The sequence below is a fragment of the Jejudonia soesokkakensis genome, assembly GCF_042664795.1.
In the GTDB taxonomy this organism is placed as follows: domain Bacteria; phylum Bacteroidota; class Bacteroidia; order Flavobacteriales; family Flavobacteriaceae; genus Jejudonia; species Jejudonia soesokkakensis.
In genome coordinates, this window is record NZ_JBHTBN010000006.1 from 50,278 (window position 1) to 67,233 (window position 16,956).

General features: G+C 35.4%; 13 protein-coding genes. 6 read left to right on the forward strand and 7 right to left on the reverse strand.

Annotation, left to right across the window (positions count from 1 at the left end; genetic code table 11):
* Positions 1-118 precede the first annotated feature (118 nt).
* On the forward strand, positions 119-541 hold the full coding sequence (locus tag ACFQO1_RS11400; RefSeq protein WP_380218238.1) for a hypothetical protein: 423 nt from the start codon (positions 119-121) through the stop codon (positions 539-541).
* A gap of 111 nt (positions 542-652) precedes the next feature.
* Here ACFQO1_RS11400 and ACFQO1_RS11405 read toward each other — a convergent pair whose 3' ends face one another.
* Positions 653-3,190, reverse strand: a complete 2,538-nt coding sequence (locus ACFQO1_RS11405) for a hypothetical protein (protein WP_380218240.1) — start codon at positions 3,188-3,190, stop codon at positions 653-655.
* Between the two features lie 219 nt (positions 3,191-3,409).
* Here ACFQO1_RS11405 and ACFQO1_RS11410 point away from each other — a divergent pair, with 219 nt between their 5' ends.
* Positions 3,410-8,230: a S8 family serine peptidase gene (locus ACFQO1_RS11410; RefSeq protein WP_380218242.1), complete on the forward strand. Its 4,821-nt coding sequence runs from the start codon at positions 3,410-3,412 to the stop codon at positions 8,228-8,230.
* A gap of 256 nt (positions 8,231-8,486) precedes the next feature.
* Here the strand turns inward: ACFQO1_RS11410 and ACFQO1_RS11415 are convergent, their stop codons facing one another.
* The gene (locus tag ACFQO1_RS11415; RefSeq protein WP_380218244.1) at positions 8,487-8,669 is read right to left on the reverse strand and encodes a hypothetical protein; all 183 of its coding nucleotides are present in this window, start codon (positions 8,667-8,669) and stop codon (positions 8,487-8,489) included.
* A 59-nt stretch (positions 8,670-8,728) separates the two neighbouring features.
* Here ACFQO1_RS11415 and ACFQO1_RS11420 point away from each other — a divergent pair, with 59 nt between their 5' ends.
* Positions 8,729-9,676 carry a hypothetical protein gene (locus ACFQO1_RS11420; RefSeq protein ID WP_380218246.1) on the forward strand — a complete coding sequence of 316 codons (948 nt, stop codon included), beginning with the start codon at positions 8,729-8,731 and terminating at the stop codon, positions 9,674-9,676.
* 220 nt (positions 9,677-9,896) lie between these two features.
* Complete coding sequence (locus ACFQO1_RS11425) at positions 9,897-10,526, forward strand: 2OG-Fe(II) oxygenase (RefSeq protein ID WP_380218248.1); 630 nt, start codon at positions 9,897-9,899, stop codon at positions 10,524-10,526.
* A 196-nt stretch (positions 10,527-10,722) separates the two neighbouring features.
* On the opposite strand, the gene ACFQO1_RS11430 is transcribed toward ACFQO1_RS11425, so the two are convergent.
* Both ACFQO1_RS11430 and ACFQO1_RS11435 read right to left on the reverse strand, forming a co-directional pair.
* Positions 10,723-11,253: a TlpA family protein disulfide reductase gene (locus tag ACFQO1_RS11430; protein ID WP_380218250.1), complete on the reverse strand. Its 531-nt coding sequence runs from the start codon at positions 11,251-11,253 to the stop codon at positions 10,723-10,725.
* A gap of 11 nt (positions 11,254-11,264) precedes the next feature.
* Positions 11,265-11,768 (reverse strand): DUF4369 domain-containing protein, encoded by a 504-nt coding sequence (locus ACFQO1_RS11435; protein ID WP_380218252.1) that lies wholly within the window; start codon positions 11,766-11,768, stop codon positions 11,265-11,267.
* Between the two features lie 365 nt (positions 11,769-12,133).
* Here ACFQO1_RS11435 and ACFQO1_RS11440 point away from each other — a divergent pair, with 365 nt between their 5' ends.
* Both ACFQO1_RS11440 and ACFQO1_RS11445 read left to right on the forward strand, forming a co-directional pair.
* Positions 12,134-12,610, forward strand: a complete 477-nt coding sequence (locus ACFQO1_RS11440) for an Hsp20/alpha crystallin family protein (RefSeq protein ID WP_380218254.1) — start codon at positions 12,134-12,136, stop codon at positions 12,608-12,610.
* Positions 12,611-12,715: 105 nt separating this feature from the next.
* Positions 12,716-13,201, forward strand: coding sequence for a hypothetical protein (locus ACFQO1_RS11445; protein WP_380218257.1), 486 nt, complete (start codon positions 12,716-12,718; stop codon positions 13,199-13,201).
* Positions 13,202-13,445: 244 nt separating this feature from the next.
* On the opposite strand, the gene ACFQO1_RS11450 is transcribed toward ACFQO1_RS11445, so the two are convergent.
* The 3 genes from ACFQO1_RS11450 to ACFQO1_RS11460 all read right to left on the reverse strand — a co-directional run bounded on the left by ACFQO1_RS11450 (position 13,446) and on the right by ACFQO1_RS11460 (position 16,897).
* Entirely contained in the window at positions 13,446-14,342 is an 897-nt protein-coding gene (locus tag ACFQO1_RS11450; RefSeq protein ID WP_380218259.1) for an alpha/beta hydrolase fold domain-containing protein, read from the reverse strand.
* Between the two features lie 232 nt (positions 14,343-14,574).
* Positions 14,575-14,895 (reverse strand): hypothetical protein, encoded by a 321-nt coding sequence (locus ACFQO1_RS11455; protein WP_380218261.1) that lies wholly within the window; start codon positions 14,893-14,895, stop codon positions 14,575-14,577.
* A complete protein-coding gene (locus ACFQO1_RS11460; protein WP_380218263.1) occupies positions 14,876-16,897 on the reverse strand; it encodes a PHP domain-containing protein in 2,022 nt (673 codons plus the stop codon). Before ACFQO1_RS11460 ends, ACFQO1_RS11455 begins: the two co-directional genes overlap by 20 nt.
* Positions 16,898-16,956: the final 59 nt, after the last annotated feature.

Genomic DNA, 16,956 nt, shown 5'->3' on the forward strand with positions numbered 1-16,956 from the left:
TCCGTTCTTTAGCAGAATGGAGGCTTTTTTATTGATTTTAATACTTAGCTAACACTTTTTAGTACTTATTTGGGAGTAAAAGTTTTAAAGGTTTTGTTATTTACGAAAAAAGATAGCTATGAAAAATTTATGTATTGCAATTGCAGTTTTATTCCTTGTTTCTTGTAGTGGGGATGATGATACAAATACTACAAATTATCTTCAGTTTGAATCTATTGAGTCTGATATTCTAGCAGGCACTTGGCAGGTTAACAATTATACCGATGAAGAAGGAAATCGAACAGATTTATTTGAGTCCTTCGTATTTACATTTCAGGCATCTGGAACGGTAGTTGCTCAAAACGATATATTATCTCAGCCAGGTGACTGGCTCTACGATACATCCAGTGATGTTGAGGAGTTCGAGTTAGATTTTGGAATGCAACAACCCTTTGGTCGACTCTCGGAAGACTGGGAAATTGTTTCGGCTAGTGCAACCCAAGTGGTCCTCACCGATGTTGAAGGGAACGAGACTAAAAATCTTACATTTATCAAAATATGATTTATAAAAATTATCATGGTTTAAGTATCCTATAAACTCTTTTATTTTTTTAAAAATTAAAGATGTATAAGGTTTGAATAAAATTGAAAGGCTGTATTTATTAGTCGTTCACTAGTTTTTTAATTCTCCATTAACCCAATTTCCTTCTTGAATACTTCCTGTTGAAGAAGTGTAGATTCCGTAGCCATGCTTGGTGCCATTAGCCCAGTTTCCGTTGTAATGTCCTCCGTCTTTCCAAAAGTAAAATCCAAAGCCAGATCGCTTGCCATTAGAATCAAAATTTCCGTAGTATGAATCACCATTTGAATAATAATAGGCTCCCATTGGGCTGTAAGTCCCATTTTTCCAGTAGCCAAAGTAACTATCATTGGATGTATATTTAATAGATCCATATCCATTTTTACAATCCCCTGTACATCCTTGTTGTGTAGAAGTACCATCTAAGTAGGCTTTTCCGACAGGTGTTTTTACTTTTCCATTTTCATAAATAGCAACTGTAACCACTTTATTATCTTTCACATAATACCCATATCCGTCATAGTTTCCATTTTTCCAATATCCTACATAGTAATTGTTATCTCCTTCAAAATTATACTTTCCGAAGCCATCTCTTACGTTATTTTTAAACTCACCTCTGTAGTTTCCAGTACCATAATCTCGATATCCAGGTCCATTTAATGTTCCATTTACAAATCTTCCTGAATATGATTGTCCGTTACTCGTCTTGGCACTGCCGTATCCGTTTGTACAATCACCAGTTGTACAGGTATCCTCTTCTGAAGGTGCAATAGGTTTACTATTCCCTTTACCAGCAAAAAGCAGAACATGGTCTACATCCTCGGGAGCTAGGGTAGTCCCTGTAAAATAGGTATTGGTAGCCTTTAAGAAAATAGTAGCAGTTCTATCTTCATTGGGAGTGTAAACATAATCGTTTTGTTCCAGCAAACCTTGAGGGGTCATATAGGAAAACCCACCGTTAAGGTCAAAAAGAGCAATCACGGAAATATTATCACCTACTTTAAACATCGTGTCTTCCCCATTAACGGGCTTTGAGTCGATAGCAGTGCTATATAAGATTGTATTTGTATCGGGAAAACCAACATAAACAGACCGAGTATCTGTAACAAGAACAGGTCGTATGTCACTTATCTTTTGTCCCTCTTGAGAAACCGAATATTTGCCTTCTCCCTCATTTTTTATCAGAGCAGGTTTATTTGGATTATAAACAACTTTAGTAGTACTTGGATCTTTTTTAGTGGTTTCCTTTATTTTTTCTGAAGTATACTTCTTTGCCTGCATCACAGCGTTATTTTTAGCATCATAATATCCTGAAAGGATATAAGTAGGTTTTCCATCAACAGATATTACGGGATCTCCATTTTCCAAAAATCTCCAATTTCCATCAATTTTTGAATAGTCTACAAAGTTTCCATTTTCTACAAGATGGTATTTATCTGAAGCGACATCTCGAAGATAAAAAAGACTAGGGCCTTTTTTTAAGTAACCAGGAACACCTCTTTTAGTTTCATCACTATATTCTGGGATTATATAAGTTGTATCGGTTCCTTCCAGGTGATAAATCAACGTGCCGTATGCATTTGAATAGTTTTTTTCACCAGATACAAGTTTGCCATTTTCTATCAAATTAAAATAGCCATTGTTTCTAAATAAAACGACTTCAGAATTTGAGGCTAATTTTATTACATCATGTTTGTAATTTAATGTATTCTTTGATTTGCTATAAGCATCTACCGCTGCGTAATGAGTCTTTGTTTGTGGCACGTAAAATATAAATGTGTCTCCTGTAGCTTTATCGGTTGGAATTATAATTTTTTCACCATTTAAAAAGACATACGGTGCTGTCATGTCTCCATAATCTGGACTAATTATTTTACTTATGACCTCAAATTTTGCATTTGGATTTGTAATCTCATCCCAATAGGTAATGGTGCGGTCGATTTTCCCAGTATATGTTCCAGGATTGGCATCATATTGATGTGTAATCCAGTTTCCTCTATCGTCATAAGTATAAATATGAGTAAAACCAGGACTATTCTTATCCTTCTTTGTAAATACTTGTAATCCGTCTTTGTAATGGGATTCATAATAAGGTTGAAAATATCCCGTTCCTGTAGTTTCTTCAATAACTTTTAAAAGACCTCCTTCTTTTTTATACGTGTACGTTTTGATGGATGTCTCATTGCGATCGAAATTGGTAAAAACGTATTTAGAAACTCGTCCTTGAGAATCGTATTCATAATCATAATTATAAGTAGGACTCTTTTGATTGGTAAGTAATCCTTTTGAATTATACGTATAAGTAGTTATCTTTTCGGTATCACCCCAATAGGTTCTCATTTCTATTAATTGCCCTTTTGAATCCAGCTTTTTAAAGATACTTTTCTTAGCTTTTGCTTCTTCTAAGGTATAGGGATCATGAATTTTGCCTGAATTGGTTCCCCATTTACTCCCATCTTCATTGTAAATATCATAACTTATAATAGCGTACTTTCCTTTGACAAGCTTAGAATTATAATCCGATTCTACGGAAGGATTTACGGGTGCAATTTCCCAGTTATTGCCAGTTTGAGCTGTTATACTACAAATAGAAAGTAGTACGAGAGCAATCGTGTTGAGTCGTGTTTTCATAATACGTAGAGTTATAGTACAAATCTACCAATCAACAGGATAGAATAAAATAGGGCAATTGACGTATTCTTGGATAGGGGAGAGTCGATGAGTTAAAAGAAGCAATATTTTGATACCACCCCTAAAACACAAATGTTAATTTTAACATAATAAATTTTTATAAATTGCTGGTATTAACGTTTTTTGTCGATCCCCTTAATCTTTTAAACCAAGAAATAAATGAAAAGAACTACTTACCTTCTAGTATTTGCATGTTTAATTTTATGCAATATTATCGTAGCACAACAAAAAAATACAGTCGATGTACAGGGCAAATCAATTATACTGCCCGAAAATATTCAAGATTTTACATGGCGAAATTTTCCGAAGGAATCAGCTTCAGAAACAGGCTATTATGGTTGGGTTCAATTTTATGAAACGCCTGCACAAAGCGTTCAGGATTATTTTAAACAAAACAACCTTGAATTATTAGAATACATTTCTAACAGTACGTACCTTTTTTACTTTCCGAAGGGAACAAATCCATCCCTATTAAGAAATAAGAATGTACGTTCTATCGTGCCGGTGTCGTGGGAGGTGAAAGTACAAGAAGATCTTAGAAACGGAGATATTCCGCAGTATGCGAAAGACGGCGCTAACATTTTAGTGACCCTACAGCTTTATGACAATGTAGAGCCTTCACAAGTGACAGCAGACTTAACCGCGCAAAAGATCATCTTACTCCATACCTACAAGGGCTATAATATAGTAGAAGTAAGTATTCCAGATAATTGTTTGGAAGCATTAGCGAGCCAACCGTATGTGAAATGGATTGAGCTTATTTCGGCTCCACCCGTCAAAGAAGATATTAGAGGAAGAAGTCTTCACAGGTCTAATACTCTGGATACACAAACGTCTGCTGGCAATAATTTTACAGGGGATGGAATTGGCGTATTGGTACGTGACGATGGTATTGTAGGACCTCATATCGATTTTCAGGGGAGAATTGACAATTCAAATGCTAGTGGAACAGGGCAAAGTCACGGAGACGGAGTAGCAGGAATTATGGCAGGAGCTGGAAATCTGGACCCAACAAAACGTGGAATGGCAGCAGGAGCTAATGTTTTTGTAAGTAATTATGCCCCCAGTTTTTTAGATGGTGCTACGACTGGTTTAATTAATAGCGGACAAGTACAAATTACCAACTCCTCTTATGGAGATGGGTGTAATGGAGGTTACACAACAAACTCTCGAAATGTTGATACTCAGGCAAACAACAATCTATCTTTATTACACGTTTTTTCAGCTGGAAATTCAGGTACTTCAGATTGTGGCTACGGAGCAGGTTCTGGTTGGGGAAATATTACAGGGGGACATAAGCAGGGAAAAAATGTAATTGCAACTGCAAATACAATCTATAATGGTACACTAGCAACCTCAAGTAGTAAAGGGCCGGCAAGAGATGGTAGAATTAAGCCAGACATTACAGCCCATGGAAATGGGCATCAGTCTACAAACGAAAATAATACGTACCAAGGATTTAGTGGTACATCTGGAGCTGCTCCTGGAATTGCAGGAGTTTCTGCACAGTTATATCAATTGTATAGTGAAGCCAATGGAGGGACACTTCCACAGGCAGCATTAATTAAAGCTGCTTTGCTTAATACGGCAAGTGACTACGGAAACGTAGGTCCAGATTTCAACTATGGCTGGGGATTGGTCAATGGAGGTAGAGCGGGAAAATTATTAGAGGACAACAGGTTTTTATCTGATGATATTACGCAAGGAAATGCGAATGCACATACCATTTCGGTACCTTCGGGAATTACACAGCTACGTTTTATGGTCTATTGGAATGATCCTGCAGCTGCTTCGGGAGCTACAACAGCATTGATCAACGATTTGGATTTAACGGTCACAACTCCTTCAAGCGGCACATTATTACCATATGTTTTAGACCCAACTCCTAATGCTGCCAATTTAAATGCACCTGCAACTAATGGTGTAGATCGATTAAACAACATGGAACAAGTTGTGATCAATACACCAGCAGCAGGAAACTATGTGGTCAATGTGACCGGATTTGATGTTCCAATGGGACCACAGGAGTATTTTGTAGTGTATGAAATGATTGAAGAAGAATTAACGCTTACCTATCCTAATGGAGGCGAAAAGTTTGTCCCTGGAACTACCGAAACCATCCATTGGGACGCTATAAACACATCTTCTAATTTTACACTAGAATATTCGGTAAATAATGGCGGTTCATGGAATACGATTGGTACAGTTTCAGGAACTACAACAAATACAGACTGGAATGTACCTTCACAAATTACAGGGGATGCATTGGTTAGAATTACCAGCGGAAGTTTTCAGGATGTAAGTGATGGGAACTTTTCAATTGCAAGTCAGCCAACAGGCTTTCAGTATACCATTGTATGTCCCGAAAATGCAAATTTTTCATGGAATGCAGTTGCAAATGCAGAAACCTATGATGTCTATCTATTAGGAGCAGAGACCATGGAAATAGCCGGAACTACATCAGATACATTCTTAAATGTGCCTATTGTGAATGGAGAAGCAACGCTTTGGGCGGCAATTGTAGCAAAGAATTCGACACTGGGCTGGGAGAGTAGAAGAACAATTGCCATTACTAATACTGGACTTCTTAATTGTGATATAGCAAACGATGTTGGGATTGAGATCCTTAACTCACCGTCGGACTTTTTATTGGCATGTTCTGGAGGATCTGAGGTAACCATTTCGGTACGACTTCAAAACTTTGGAACACAGCCTCAAAGTAATTTTACGTATTCATATCAGTTAGATAGCGGAGCAGTGGTCGAAGAAACCTATACGGCAACGCTCTCAAGTGGGCAAAATGTAACGATTGATTTCGGTTCGCCTTTACCGTTGTCCTCAAACGGCAATTATACCTTGAATGCGGCAGTCAATTTAGCTGGAGATGAAAATGGGCTTAATGATACAGATGCTTTATCATTTGAAGCTACTTTAGAACCTACGCCCTTAGATCTTGAACAAGATTTTGATACCGATGGCTTTCTGCCTCCAGGCTGGTTACTAGATAATCCAGATGCAGGAAGAACATGGGTGCAAAGTGATAATGTACTTGGTAGTGATGGAAATCCAACCACCGCAGTTTTCGTGGATGGTGCGAACTATACGACTCGTGGACAGTTAGATACGTTTACCATGGAATACGTTGACTTAAATGGAGCTACTGGGACCTCGCTTAGTTTTGACTTGGCAAAGGCCCAATGGTCTGCAAGTTATAATGACCGATTAGAAATAGAGATTTCTACAGATTGTGGAACTTCCTTTACAACTATATATTCTAAGGATGGACTAAATCTTGCTACCGTACCGTATACAAGTAGCACCTGGACGCCAACTTCGGCAGCGAACTGGAGAAATGAAACCGTAAGTTTAGCTGCCTATGAAGATGAAATTGTCCTTATTAGATTTATCAACATAAATGATTATAGCAACAGTACCTTTATCGATAATATAAAAGTTGAAGGCACCGTGGGATCTAATCAGCCGCCAGTTGCAGTTTGTCAGTCTGTTACAGTTGATGCCGGCAGCAATTGTGCTACCGATGTCGCGAACTTTGAATTTGATGGAGGATCTTCAGACCCTGATGGGGATACACTTACCTTTAGTGTAAGTCCTGCAGGACCTTATCCTATTGGTGATACAACCGTTACGTTAACTGTAAGTGATGGATCTTTGACCAGCCAATGTACAACAACAGTAACAGTCACTGAAGCTGTTGCTCCAGTGGTGATCTGTCAGGATATTAGTGTAAACATAGCATCCAATGGATTTGCCGTTATTACTGCGGAAGCTATCGATAACGGAAGTAATGATGCTTGTGGCGATGTCATGTTGTCGTTAGATAGCACAAGCTTTGATTGTAACGATCTGGGAGCTAATACAGTGACCTTGACAGTGACAGACGAAAGCGGAAATATGGCTTCTTGTACTGCTATAGTGACTGTTACAGATACTAATACCTTTTGTGCCAATGTACCTACGGCTGTATGTCAGCCTGTACTATTAGATGCAGGGACTGCTTGTGAAGCAGATGCAGATGCTTCCGATTTTGATGGAGGTTCAACAGATCCTAATGGAGATCCGTTGACCTTTAGTGTAAGCCCTGAAGGTCCATACGCTATTGGTGAAACCACAGTTGTATTAACTGTTAGTGATGGTACCAATTCTAGCGAATGTACTACTACTGTAACTGTGTCTGAAACCGTGGCACCTACCGTTGTTTGTCAGGATATAACAGTACAGCTAGATGCCAATGGAAGCGTTTCTATTACAGCAGCAGCGATCGACAATGGCTCTTTAGATAGCTGTGGAGAAGTTACGTTAAGTATTGATGTTGATACCTTTACATGTGATGAGATTGGAGACAATACAGTAACGTTGACCGTAGAAGACGAAAGCGGAAATACAGCAACTTGTACCGCAACAGTCACTGTCGAAGATGTATCGGGACCGGTATTCGATCAGGCGACACTGCCTCAAGGAGTTTTGGTGCGGAATGTAGATTCGGGAACAGGAACCTATACTCTTGAAGATTTTACAGTAGGGGTAACAGCAACAGATAGTTGTAGTGACCTTCCGTTATTGCCTATTACCGTATCTCAAGATCCTGTTCCGGGAACTGAAATGAACTTAGGAACATTTGACATTACGATTACAGCAATGGACGATTCAGGAAATGAAAGTGACCATGGATTTCAGGTGCGAGTCGAAGAAGCGTTAGGGGTAAATGATGGTACAGACTTATCAAATATTCAATTATATCCTAATCCAGCTTCAGAAATTATTACCCTAAGCAACCCTCAAAACATACAGTTAAGAGACGTACAGGTATTTGATTTAACTGGAAGATTAATTCTAAAAGTGAATCTTTCCGAAGCCCTTTCAGAAACACAAATTAATATAAGTGCACTACAGAGTGCCAGTTATATGCTAGTGATTTCAAGTGAAGATGCGAGTCTTACCAAGCAACTGATAAAAGAGTAAAAAAATAGGTATTAATAGAAAAGCCTCTCTTTCAGCACTAGAAGGGAGGTTTTTATTTTTTTAGAAATACAAGAGCTCACTTGACACATTAGCGAAAGGCTAGCTCTAGTAGATACGTTTAGTTGTGTGCCACGTTAGCAAATCACTAAGAAGTAATTCGGTTTTCTATCCGTGACGCTCATTTAACTCGATAAAAAGACCAATAAGCAGACATAATGCTGCTGTTCCAAGAACTAATCCACCAACTCCCATAGTTTTATTTTTTAAAAGTGAATGGTAAAGGTAGCGAACACTTTTTAAATACCAAATAGTATTTCATAACTCCCAGCTTCCCGCTTCCTGCATCAAGCTTCCTGCTCCAAGCTTCCTGCTCCCAGCTTCCCACTTCCCACTTCCTGCTTCCCGCTTCCAGCTCCCTGCTTCCCGCTTTTACCAACATCCCAAAATTCTCATTGTTTTAAGAATCTCGTTATGTATCTTTAGAGCAAATACCATTTTATGAAATTTTATTACTACCTACTTTTAGTTTCTGTGTTGTTATTATGTGCTAATTGCAATGAAATAAACCCTAAAGGAGAAGATGAGGTACGTGATTTTGTGTACGCTTGGAACAACCTGCATACGCCTTTAAAAGCAGCAAATTTAAAATATGAATACCTAGATGTAGTCGAGTATTTTGGAGCAGAACTCACCAAGGAACAAATACAATTAGATAAACAGCAATTGTTTGCAACCTACCCTGACCTTTCATTGTCTATTGACACCAATTCGCTTCAGATTGAAAAAGAGGGGAAAGACTATTTAGTGTCTTTTGTTCGCAAAGCCACTTTAAATGGAGAAAGGGCAACCTTTCCTACCTTTCTTTCCGTATTGCATAAAAACAGTGAATTTAAAATTCTTCGGGAGGGGTTACAACAGGACACAGTTTCTACTACTAAATTACAACAGCTGTTTCCAACCAAAGAAAGTTTAAACGCGACTTATAATAAAGCACCAAGACTGTACGGCGATTTTAATGGAGATGGAATTTCAGAATATGCGTTTGTAAAACTCCCTACAATCAATGCACCAGCTACCAAAACCACGGATGCGATTTGTGAAGGAGGCTGTGTAAGTAGCATTCTTTTTAGCAATCCAGACATTGCTCCAATAACAGTAAAAGATGCCTACAACTATACCATTGAAAATGTAAAAGACCTAAATGGAGATTTTGCAGATGAGGTGGGTTTTTTTAGTATCACTCCTACTTCAAAAACACTGTATATTTTTGATGCTACTACCGGAAGCTTATTAACTGAACCTGTCATGATCAACACCGCCGTTCATAAAAACCTGAAACTGATCGATATTTTAAAGAAGACAGGTCCCAAAAAGATTACTGTGACAGAAAGTATACAGGATAACGGCAGGTGGTTTTTAAAAAGTAGGGTAGTAGGGTTGGAGTAGGGAATACGTCGCCGCCATAACACCCCAAAGGTACTTTTTAAAATCCATACACTCCCCATACACTATCTATGGAGTATCTATGGAGTATCTATGGAGTAGCTTACTCACATTAGTTTAAAAGTAAGCATCTTATCGGTCGTACTGATTGGCGTTGTTGGCAGCCGTTTTTTTTTAAATTACTATTGAGAAATCAGTTATTTTTACACTCTTATTGTATAAAATGAAAAATTGCCATACGCTAGAGGATTGGCTTTCCTGGATGGATGAGCTCTCTTTACATGACTATGTCATTGTAGATAATTTTTTGGACCACCCACGATTAGATATCATTCAATCGTTTTTTAAAACACATCTTGAAGATTTTAAAAAAGCTGGGATAGGTGCATTAAATGACAATGTAATACGGGAGGATATTCGAGGAGACTTTACGTTTTGGCTTGACCAAAAACGGGATGTAGCCTTAGATGAAATCTGGAGTTTGATAGAAGAGACTATGTTTATCTACAATAGATATTGTTTTCTCGGATTATCAGGGTATGAGTTTCATTTAGCACATTATCCTAAAGGAGGGCATTACAGCAAACACTTAGATCAATTTAATGCTCGAAATAATCGGACCATTAGCATGATTATTTACTTAAATAAAAATTGGCAAAAAGGGGATGGAGGCGAACTAGAAATTTTCTTACAAGATGGCACTTCATTTTTGGTAGAACCCATCGAATCAAGATGTGTGATGTTTAAGAGTGCAGAAGTCCCACATGCTGTATTAGCCTCAAACAAGCCCCGATATAGCTTAACAGGATGGTTGTTGCAGCAGCCTTCGACACTTGGACAATTTTTTGGATAATCCATGTGCTTATTGGTTTTAGTTATGATTTTGATGTAAATATCTCACCAATGGCGAGAGGAAAACAAGAATGTAGTGCCTGTACTAGTGTTTCGGAAGCACTATGGCAAGCTGTGTGTCGAAATCTAGATTGATATATGACCCAAATTATATCTCAAAATTAAACTAAAATCATTTTTTTTAGCTCAGTTATTTGTTACCTGCTGGCTTTATTTAGTTCATTTTCAATTTGATCAAGAGATAGATTTACACCAAGAACAATCCCATTTTTGTCTATCAAATAATTAAAAGGTATTGCAGGAATTTCGAGTTCATCATTAATTTTTTTGTCTATGTCAATAAGGTTCGTCCATTTTAGACTGTCTTTCTCTATAGCTTTAATCCAGCTCTTTCTGTTATCGTCAATAGATATGCTAACAATGTCAAAATTTTCATTTCCAAGTCTTTTTTTTAGTTTTATCATTTCTGGGTGTTTTATTCTGCAAGGACCACACCAAGAAGCCCAAAAGTCAACTAAAGTTGTTTTTCCTAAAAACGATTTAATACTAATGCTCTCGTTTTCTGTATTTGGTAGAGAAAATTCAAGAAAAGGGTAACTTTTTCCGTATTTGTCAAGATTAGCTATTCCCATTTTAAACATTTCCAAGTCCTCTTTATGCTGTTGGGTCGTATCTATTTTTGCATAAAGTTCCATAAGTTCTCTTTTTGATAAAACAGGTTCAATCAATGCATTTTCTCCTAATATTGCTCCACTAAAAGGATGATTTTTATTTTTTTCAATAAACGACTTAAGTTTAGTATATAGAATACATTAAAATTTTCTTTTCCCTGATTGGCTTGATAAAATTCTTTATAATCTTCTTGAATTTCTGCAGTGTAAGAACCTTTTATATTTTTAATATATAAGATGTTGTAATCTTTATCATTCTGATGCAGTTCTTCATAGTCTCCCTGTATTTGAATATTACTATTTTCAATATATAATGGAACAATATTGGCATATGGTTTTAAATTTAAAGAGCCTTGGATAGGTTTATCGACCACACCTTTAAATTCAAATCTGTTGCTAGTAACTTTTATACTGTCACTAATGGTTCCGTAATTCAAATATATATAGTCTGAATAGTCTCCAGTTATTGTTCCAGCTATTGTGAACGATTGTTCTTTTACAATTTCATTTTTAGGATTTTCGTCGCAATTAATGAATATGCAGATTATTACAATCGAAAAAAATTTTTTCATAAGTGGTTTTTCAGCTTGTAGGTAATAGTCTTTTGAATGAGCAGTAGCGGATTTTGAGCAACTGCTTTTCGGATAACAATATACTTTAATTAAATGGAAAACGGTTCGAGTTAGCACCCCCAAACCGCTATTGCTTATACACGTTGATGTGCGGTGCTTGTTATCATTGTTTGCTTTTAGATACATTTAAAATGTCAAATTGACATTTATTAAATTGAAAAATTGACAGGTGACTAGCTAATTTTTTTTAAAATAGGTAGCACACAATATGGTAAATCCATTTTGGTATTTTTTTTGTTTTATAGTTATTGAAATCAATAGCGATTTCAAATTTGAAATAATGTTTAATTTAAAATTTTGTAATTATGAACAATTTAGTTAGTGTTCCTAAAAACGGAAGTTTAGTGAACAGCAATTCAAATCAAAACTTCCCAACATTGTCAAATTGGTTAGATGATATATTTAATCGAGACTTGCCATCAGTATTTACTTCAAATTTTAATACTGGAATTACTTTGCCAAAAGTTAACATTAAAGAAACAGCTGATGATTTTACGGTAGAAATGGCAGTTCCTGGTCTCAAAAAATCGGATTTCCAAATTGACATTGATAATCAAGTACTGTCAATCTCGACAGAGACAAAAGAAGAAAATGAACATAAAGAAGAAAATTATACCCGTAGAGAATTTGGTTATTCTTCTTTTAAAAGAACCTTTACGCTGCCTGAGAGTGTAAATGATGAAAAAATTAATGCGAGTTATAAGGAGGGAATTTTGAGTATCCTCTTGCCAAAAAAAGAAGAGGCAAAACAAAAGCCTGCTAGAAGCATTAAAATTTCTTAATCGACGTACTAAAATTTTTGGTTGAAATGAAAAGTAGATAGTAGGAGGCCGATAACTCGGTCTCCTCTATATTACTTAAAGCGTTAATCCTTAAAACCTAAAGTGATGAAAAATTATATTTTATTATTTATAATTGGCTTGTTAAATTTTAGTTGCAATAGTCAAAATAATGAACTAAAAGCGAAATCAAACGAAATCGATGAAAAGATAATTGAAGAGCCAAAAGGTACTTGGAAGGTAGATAAAGAATTTGACGAAAATGGAAATTTAATTAGATATGACAGTATTTATTCTTGGTCTTCTAATGATACGTACGATACTCTATCATTGTTGGAGCGGGATAGTTTAATGCAATCTTTTAAATCAAGATTTTTTACCAATTTTTCACAATTTGAAAATCAAGGGTTTGAAGATGTTTTTTCAAAAGATTCACTTTTTAGCAAAAATTTTTTTAATGACGATTTTTTTGGAAGTGATTTTGGTTCAGACTTTATGGATCTTGACAAGATAAGGCAACAAATGATTGAAAGACAAAAGAAATTTTTAGAAAAATATCAATCAGAATTTATTAAACCTGAAGACGAAAACTAAACAGTTTTCGTTTTTTTGTGGCTATCCTTGCTTTTCATACAACGGTCTTGTATATGGCTCGTAGCGTGCAAATTAGCGATAACTATTCGGTTGAGCACGAGCCGAATTTTTTAATTTTCTTATTACCTTTTTTTATCAATAAGCCAAATTAAAAAATTTGGCGGTCTTTGCAAATATGCCTGAACTTCGATTAAGCAACTGCCCAGCTATGAGCTATATACGTTGTTGCCAGCAGTTATTTTATTTACAAATTATCTAAAAAATTAAAAATTTCTACATAAGCATCTTTTAATTCTTCATCGTTTGGGTCGTGCAATCCGTTTGGCTTGTAAATAACAAAATCTTTATTTTGATTAAGCATAGGAACGAATTTTTCAAAAGTTTGAGGTGGAATTTGATTGTCTTTACCTCCGTGCCATAAAAATATTGGTGGGTCGTTTTTGTCAAAATAGGTTATAGGTTCGTAGACCGCTATTTTCTCTTTTGATTCATAACTCTCACTTTCTGGAAAAAGAGCTTTACCAATTTCACTAAAAAACTCATTTTCATTGTCCGAAAAAATCTTTTCCACGACATCCAATCCGTCTACTGGACCCGAAAAATTGATTATTCCAGTTATTTCAATTCCGTCATTTAGTTTATTTGGATATTCAGGATTGTTTTGAGATACACCAACATTTGTTGCAATGTGAGCTCCAGCAGAAAAACCTGTGACAATTATATTGTTCAAGTTTAAATCATACTCACTGTTATTTGTTTTTAGAAAATTCAGGGCGTTTGTCAAATCCGTTGTCGCGATTGGAATTCCTTTTTTTAATCGGTAATTCATATTGACAACATTTAATCCTTTTTTTAGATATGGTTCAACGTATTTTTCCTCTTCACTTTTGTCGCTTAAATAGTAACCTCCTCCGTGTAGAAAAACAATAGTGTAATTATTCTTTCCGTAAGACTTTGCATCTTTGGAAAGATAGATGTCCATTTTCTGTTCGGCATCTGTTCCGTATGAGACATCCTTCTTAATTTCATATGTAGCCGAAATTTGTTCAGTCGTTTTATCTGGAACGGAATTCAATTTTTTTGAGCAAGATGTCAAAAGCAATAAGCAAAGGATTGTTAAATGGACTACTGTTTTTTTCATTTTAGTTGGTTTTTTTAATTGCTGGCAACGGTCTTGTATATGGCTCGTAGCGTGCAAATTTACGATTACTTTTCGGTTAAGCACGAGCCGAATTTTTTGATTTTCTTATTACCTTTTCTTTTCACAATAAGCCAAATTAAAAAATTTGGCGGACTAGCAAATATGCCTTAACTTCGATTAAGCAACTAATTAGCTATGAGCTATATACGTTGTTAGCCACTGGCATTTCGTCCTATTCTTCTTCTTCCTCAGCTAATTCAATTGTGTATTTATCAATTGCTGATTTATACATTAAATTCACGCTGTCTTGAAATCTAGTCTTATTACTTAGAAGTTCGGTGAATTTTCCATAAATGTTCTTGTAAATTATATTATGAGCAGGATTTTGCAGTAGTTCATCTTCGTACTCATCCATTTCGAATTCCTCTGTTGTCGCCTTTTCCAATAGTTTTAGTAAATCATCTTTACTAATTTGGTCTAATTCTGTCCATTCTTCAGTTGTTCCTTCAACTCTATAAAATCCTTTATTATTGTCAATTTTTAAGTATGTCATATGCTTGTTCTTTTCTTTCATTATATGCATCGAGACCTGCCTCCAAACAGCTAAGTAATGTTTTATAATTTTCGATTTTTTTCCCATCTGGACTTACCAATTCTTTATCTGATGGATAACCCGTGTAAATACGATAAATAAATTCGCCATTTTCTATGCTTTTTTTGGTTATCGCTAAAAAATTTGGTTTTATGGAAGCACCAACCGTGCTATTGTGAGTAACAACGACTACTGGCATCAAAGTGGAAATGTGCTTAATTATTGAGTTAATTTCTTTATTAAGAAAATTGTTGTCAAAAGAAGATTCTGGTTCATCTATAAGTAATAAATCATATTTGGTAGCATCTTGAATCTCGTGAATTAGATTGAATTCAGAACGCTCTCCACCTGAAACTATAAAACCATCTTTATTTAATGTAACGGACTCAATTTTGATGAAAAAATTAAACAAATTAGCATCTTCAACGCCTAACTCCTTAAGTTTTAATAAATATTCATAAGCCGATACATTGTAATGACTAAAAGCAGTACTATAAGTTTTTTTATCTCTACCAATTTTTTGAAGGTCTGAAGCTCCTACAATTTGGTTTGTAGAAGTTACAATTGAGAATTTTCCTAACTCCTCTCTATGAATATTTCTGCTTGTTTTGAGTTCGGAAACTACAGTATTGAATTTATTTACTTTCACTTCATCTAAAGCTATCTTGTAAAAGTCCAAATCCTCAATTACAGAACCAGTAGTTTTAATTCTTAATTCTCTTGTAATATCACTCGTTAAAGAATTAATCCAATTCTTTTTATTATTGTCAACATTTGAATCGAAAGCTTTTTGATTTAGCTCAATCGCTAAGCTCTTTAATTTTTTAGATTCTAAATGTTTTTGGATTATATCTTGATATTCATTGTTTTTAATTAAGGTTTCAACCGCTTTTATAACTTTGTCTAAATTGCTTAAATCATTGATTATAAAAGCATTTTCGCTAAATATTACACATTTGGAATAAAGGTCTTTTTTCTCGTTTTCAGATGCGAATTTCTTTAGCGATTCGAGATAGTTTTCTATATCTATGTGGTTTTGTTCTAAGTCTACCTGAACAATTTTTTCAACTACTTTTCTAAATTCTCCTAAAAATTTATGACGAACTAAACTAAGTCTGGCGTTATTGGTATCATTAAATTGTTGTTCATCATTATGCAGTAGTGAAAACTGTTTAATATATTTTGCATTACCTGACGATGCAGATATTTTGTTCAATGTTACAGATTTGCCAGACGACCTTTCTCCCAAAATAATTGTTAAGCCTGTGGATAATACGAGTCCATCGTCTGTTGCTTGAAAAAAATCATTTCCACTTTCTTTAGTTAATGATATTTTACTTCTATCGAATAAACAAGACTTAATTCCTGAAAGTGATATGTCATTTAAGTCAATATAAGTTTGGCGTGAAGGGAAATTAGTTAATTGAACTTTAAAACGAACATCACTAAATATGACTGGAACTAAACCATTGTCATCTTTTAATGCACGTTTAAATTTAGAGACACTTGCAACTTCGCCAGCTGTTATATGAGGCTTTAAAGCATCAACTGTTTCTTGTTTTATATTTGGTTTTTTATCGGTATGTGGTATTAGTATATATTTCGATAAATCTGGAAAAATTTCGTTGAATTGGTCAATTGATAAGGTGTCTTCACTTGTTCGAATGATACTAGAAATTTTGTTGCACCTAAGTTCAAAATCAGGAATTTCAAATTCACTTGGGTCAGTAATTACAAGAATATGACCACCTTCCAGGTCAACTTCTATTCCTGGAAAAACTGTAATCGATAAGCTATTCCGAATTTCAAAATACTGCTTTGAATCAAACGTATTATGATTGGTTATTGCAATGGCGTCAAGTTCTAACCTTTCTACATATTCTTTGACTTTTGGTAAGCTAAATTCAAAGTCACTATCGCTATCTGTAGGTATTGTATGTGTATGAAGGTCAATTTTTTTCATCAATGTTTGTCATGCTTGTGGCTAACGCCTTATATCACAACTAAAAGTACTGTTTTGAA

Bases quoted from the DNA above. Each gene is read 5' to 3' on its own strand.
- ACFQO1_RS11400 (WP_380218238.1), top strand. From the start codon at position 119: ATGAAAAATTTATGTATTGCAATTGCAGTTTTATTCCTTGTTTCTTGT.
- ACFQO1_RS11405 (WP_380218240.1), bottom strand. From the start codon at position 3,190: ATGAAAACACGACTCAACACGATTGCTCTCGTACTACTTTCTATTTGT.
- ACFQO1_RS11410 (WP_380218242.1), top strand. From the start codon at position 3,410: ATGAAAAGAACTACTTACCTTCTAGTATTTGCATGTTTAATTTTATGC.
- ACFQO1_RS11415 (WP_380218244.1), bottom strand. From the start codon at position 8,669: ATGTTGGTAAAAGCGGGAAGCAGGGAGCTGGAAGCGGGAAGCAGGAAG.
- ACFQO1_RS11420 (WP_380218246.1), top strand. From the start codon at position 8,729: ATGAAATTTTATTACTACCTACTTTTAGTTTCTGTGTTGTTATTATGT.
- ACFQO1_RS11425 (WP_380218248.1), top strand. From the start codon at position 9,897: ATGAAAAATTGCCATACGCTAGAGGATTGGCTTTCCTGGATGGATGAG.
- ACFQO1_RS11435 (WP_380218252.1), bottom strand. From the start codon at position 11,768: ATGAAAAAATTTTTTTCGATTGTAATAATCTGCATATTCATTAATTGC.
- ACFQO1_RS11440 (WP_380218254.1), top strand. From the start codon at position 12,134: ATGAACAATTTAGTTAGTGTTCCTAAAAACGGAAGTTTAGTGAACAGC.
- ACFQO1_RS11445 (WP_380218257.1), top strand. From the start codon at position 12,716: ATGAAAAATTATATTTTATTATTTATAATTGGCTTGTTAAATTTTAGT.
- ACFQO1_RS11450 (WP_380218259.1), bottom strand. From the start codon at position 14,342: ATGAAAAAAACAGTAGTCCATTTAACAATCCTTTGCTTATTGCTTTTG.
- ACFQO1_RS11455 (WP_380218261.1), bottom strand. From the start codon at position 14,895: ATGACATACTTAAAAATTGACAATAATAAAGGATTTTATAGAGTTGAA.
- ACFQO1_RS11460 (WP_380218263.1), bottom strand. From the start codon at position 16,897: ATGAAAAAAATTGACCTTCATACACATACAATACCTACAGATAGCGAT.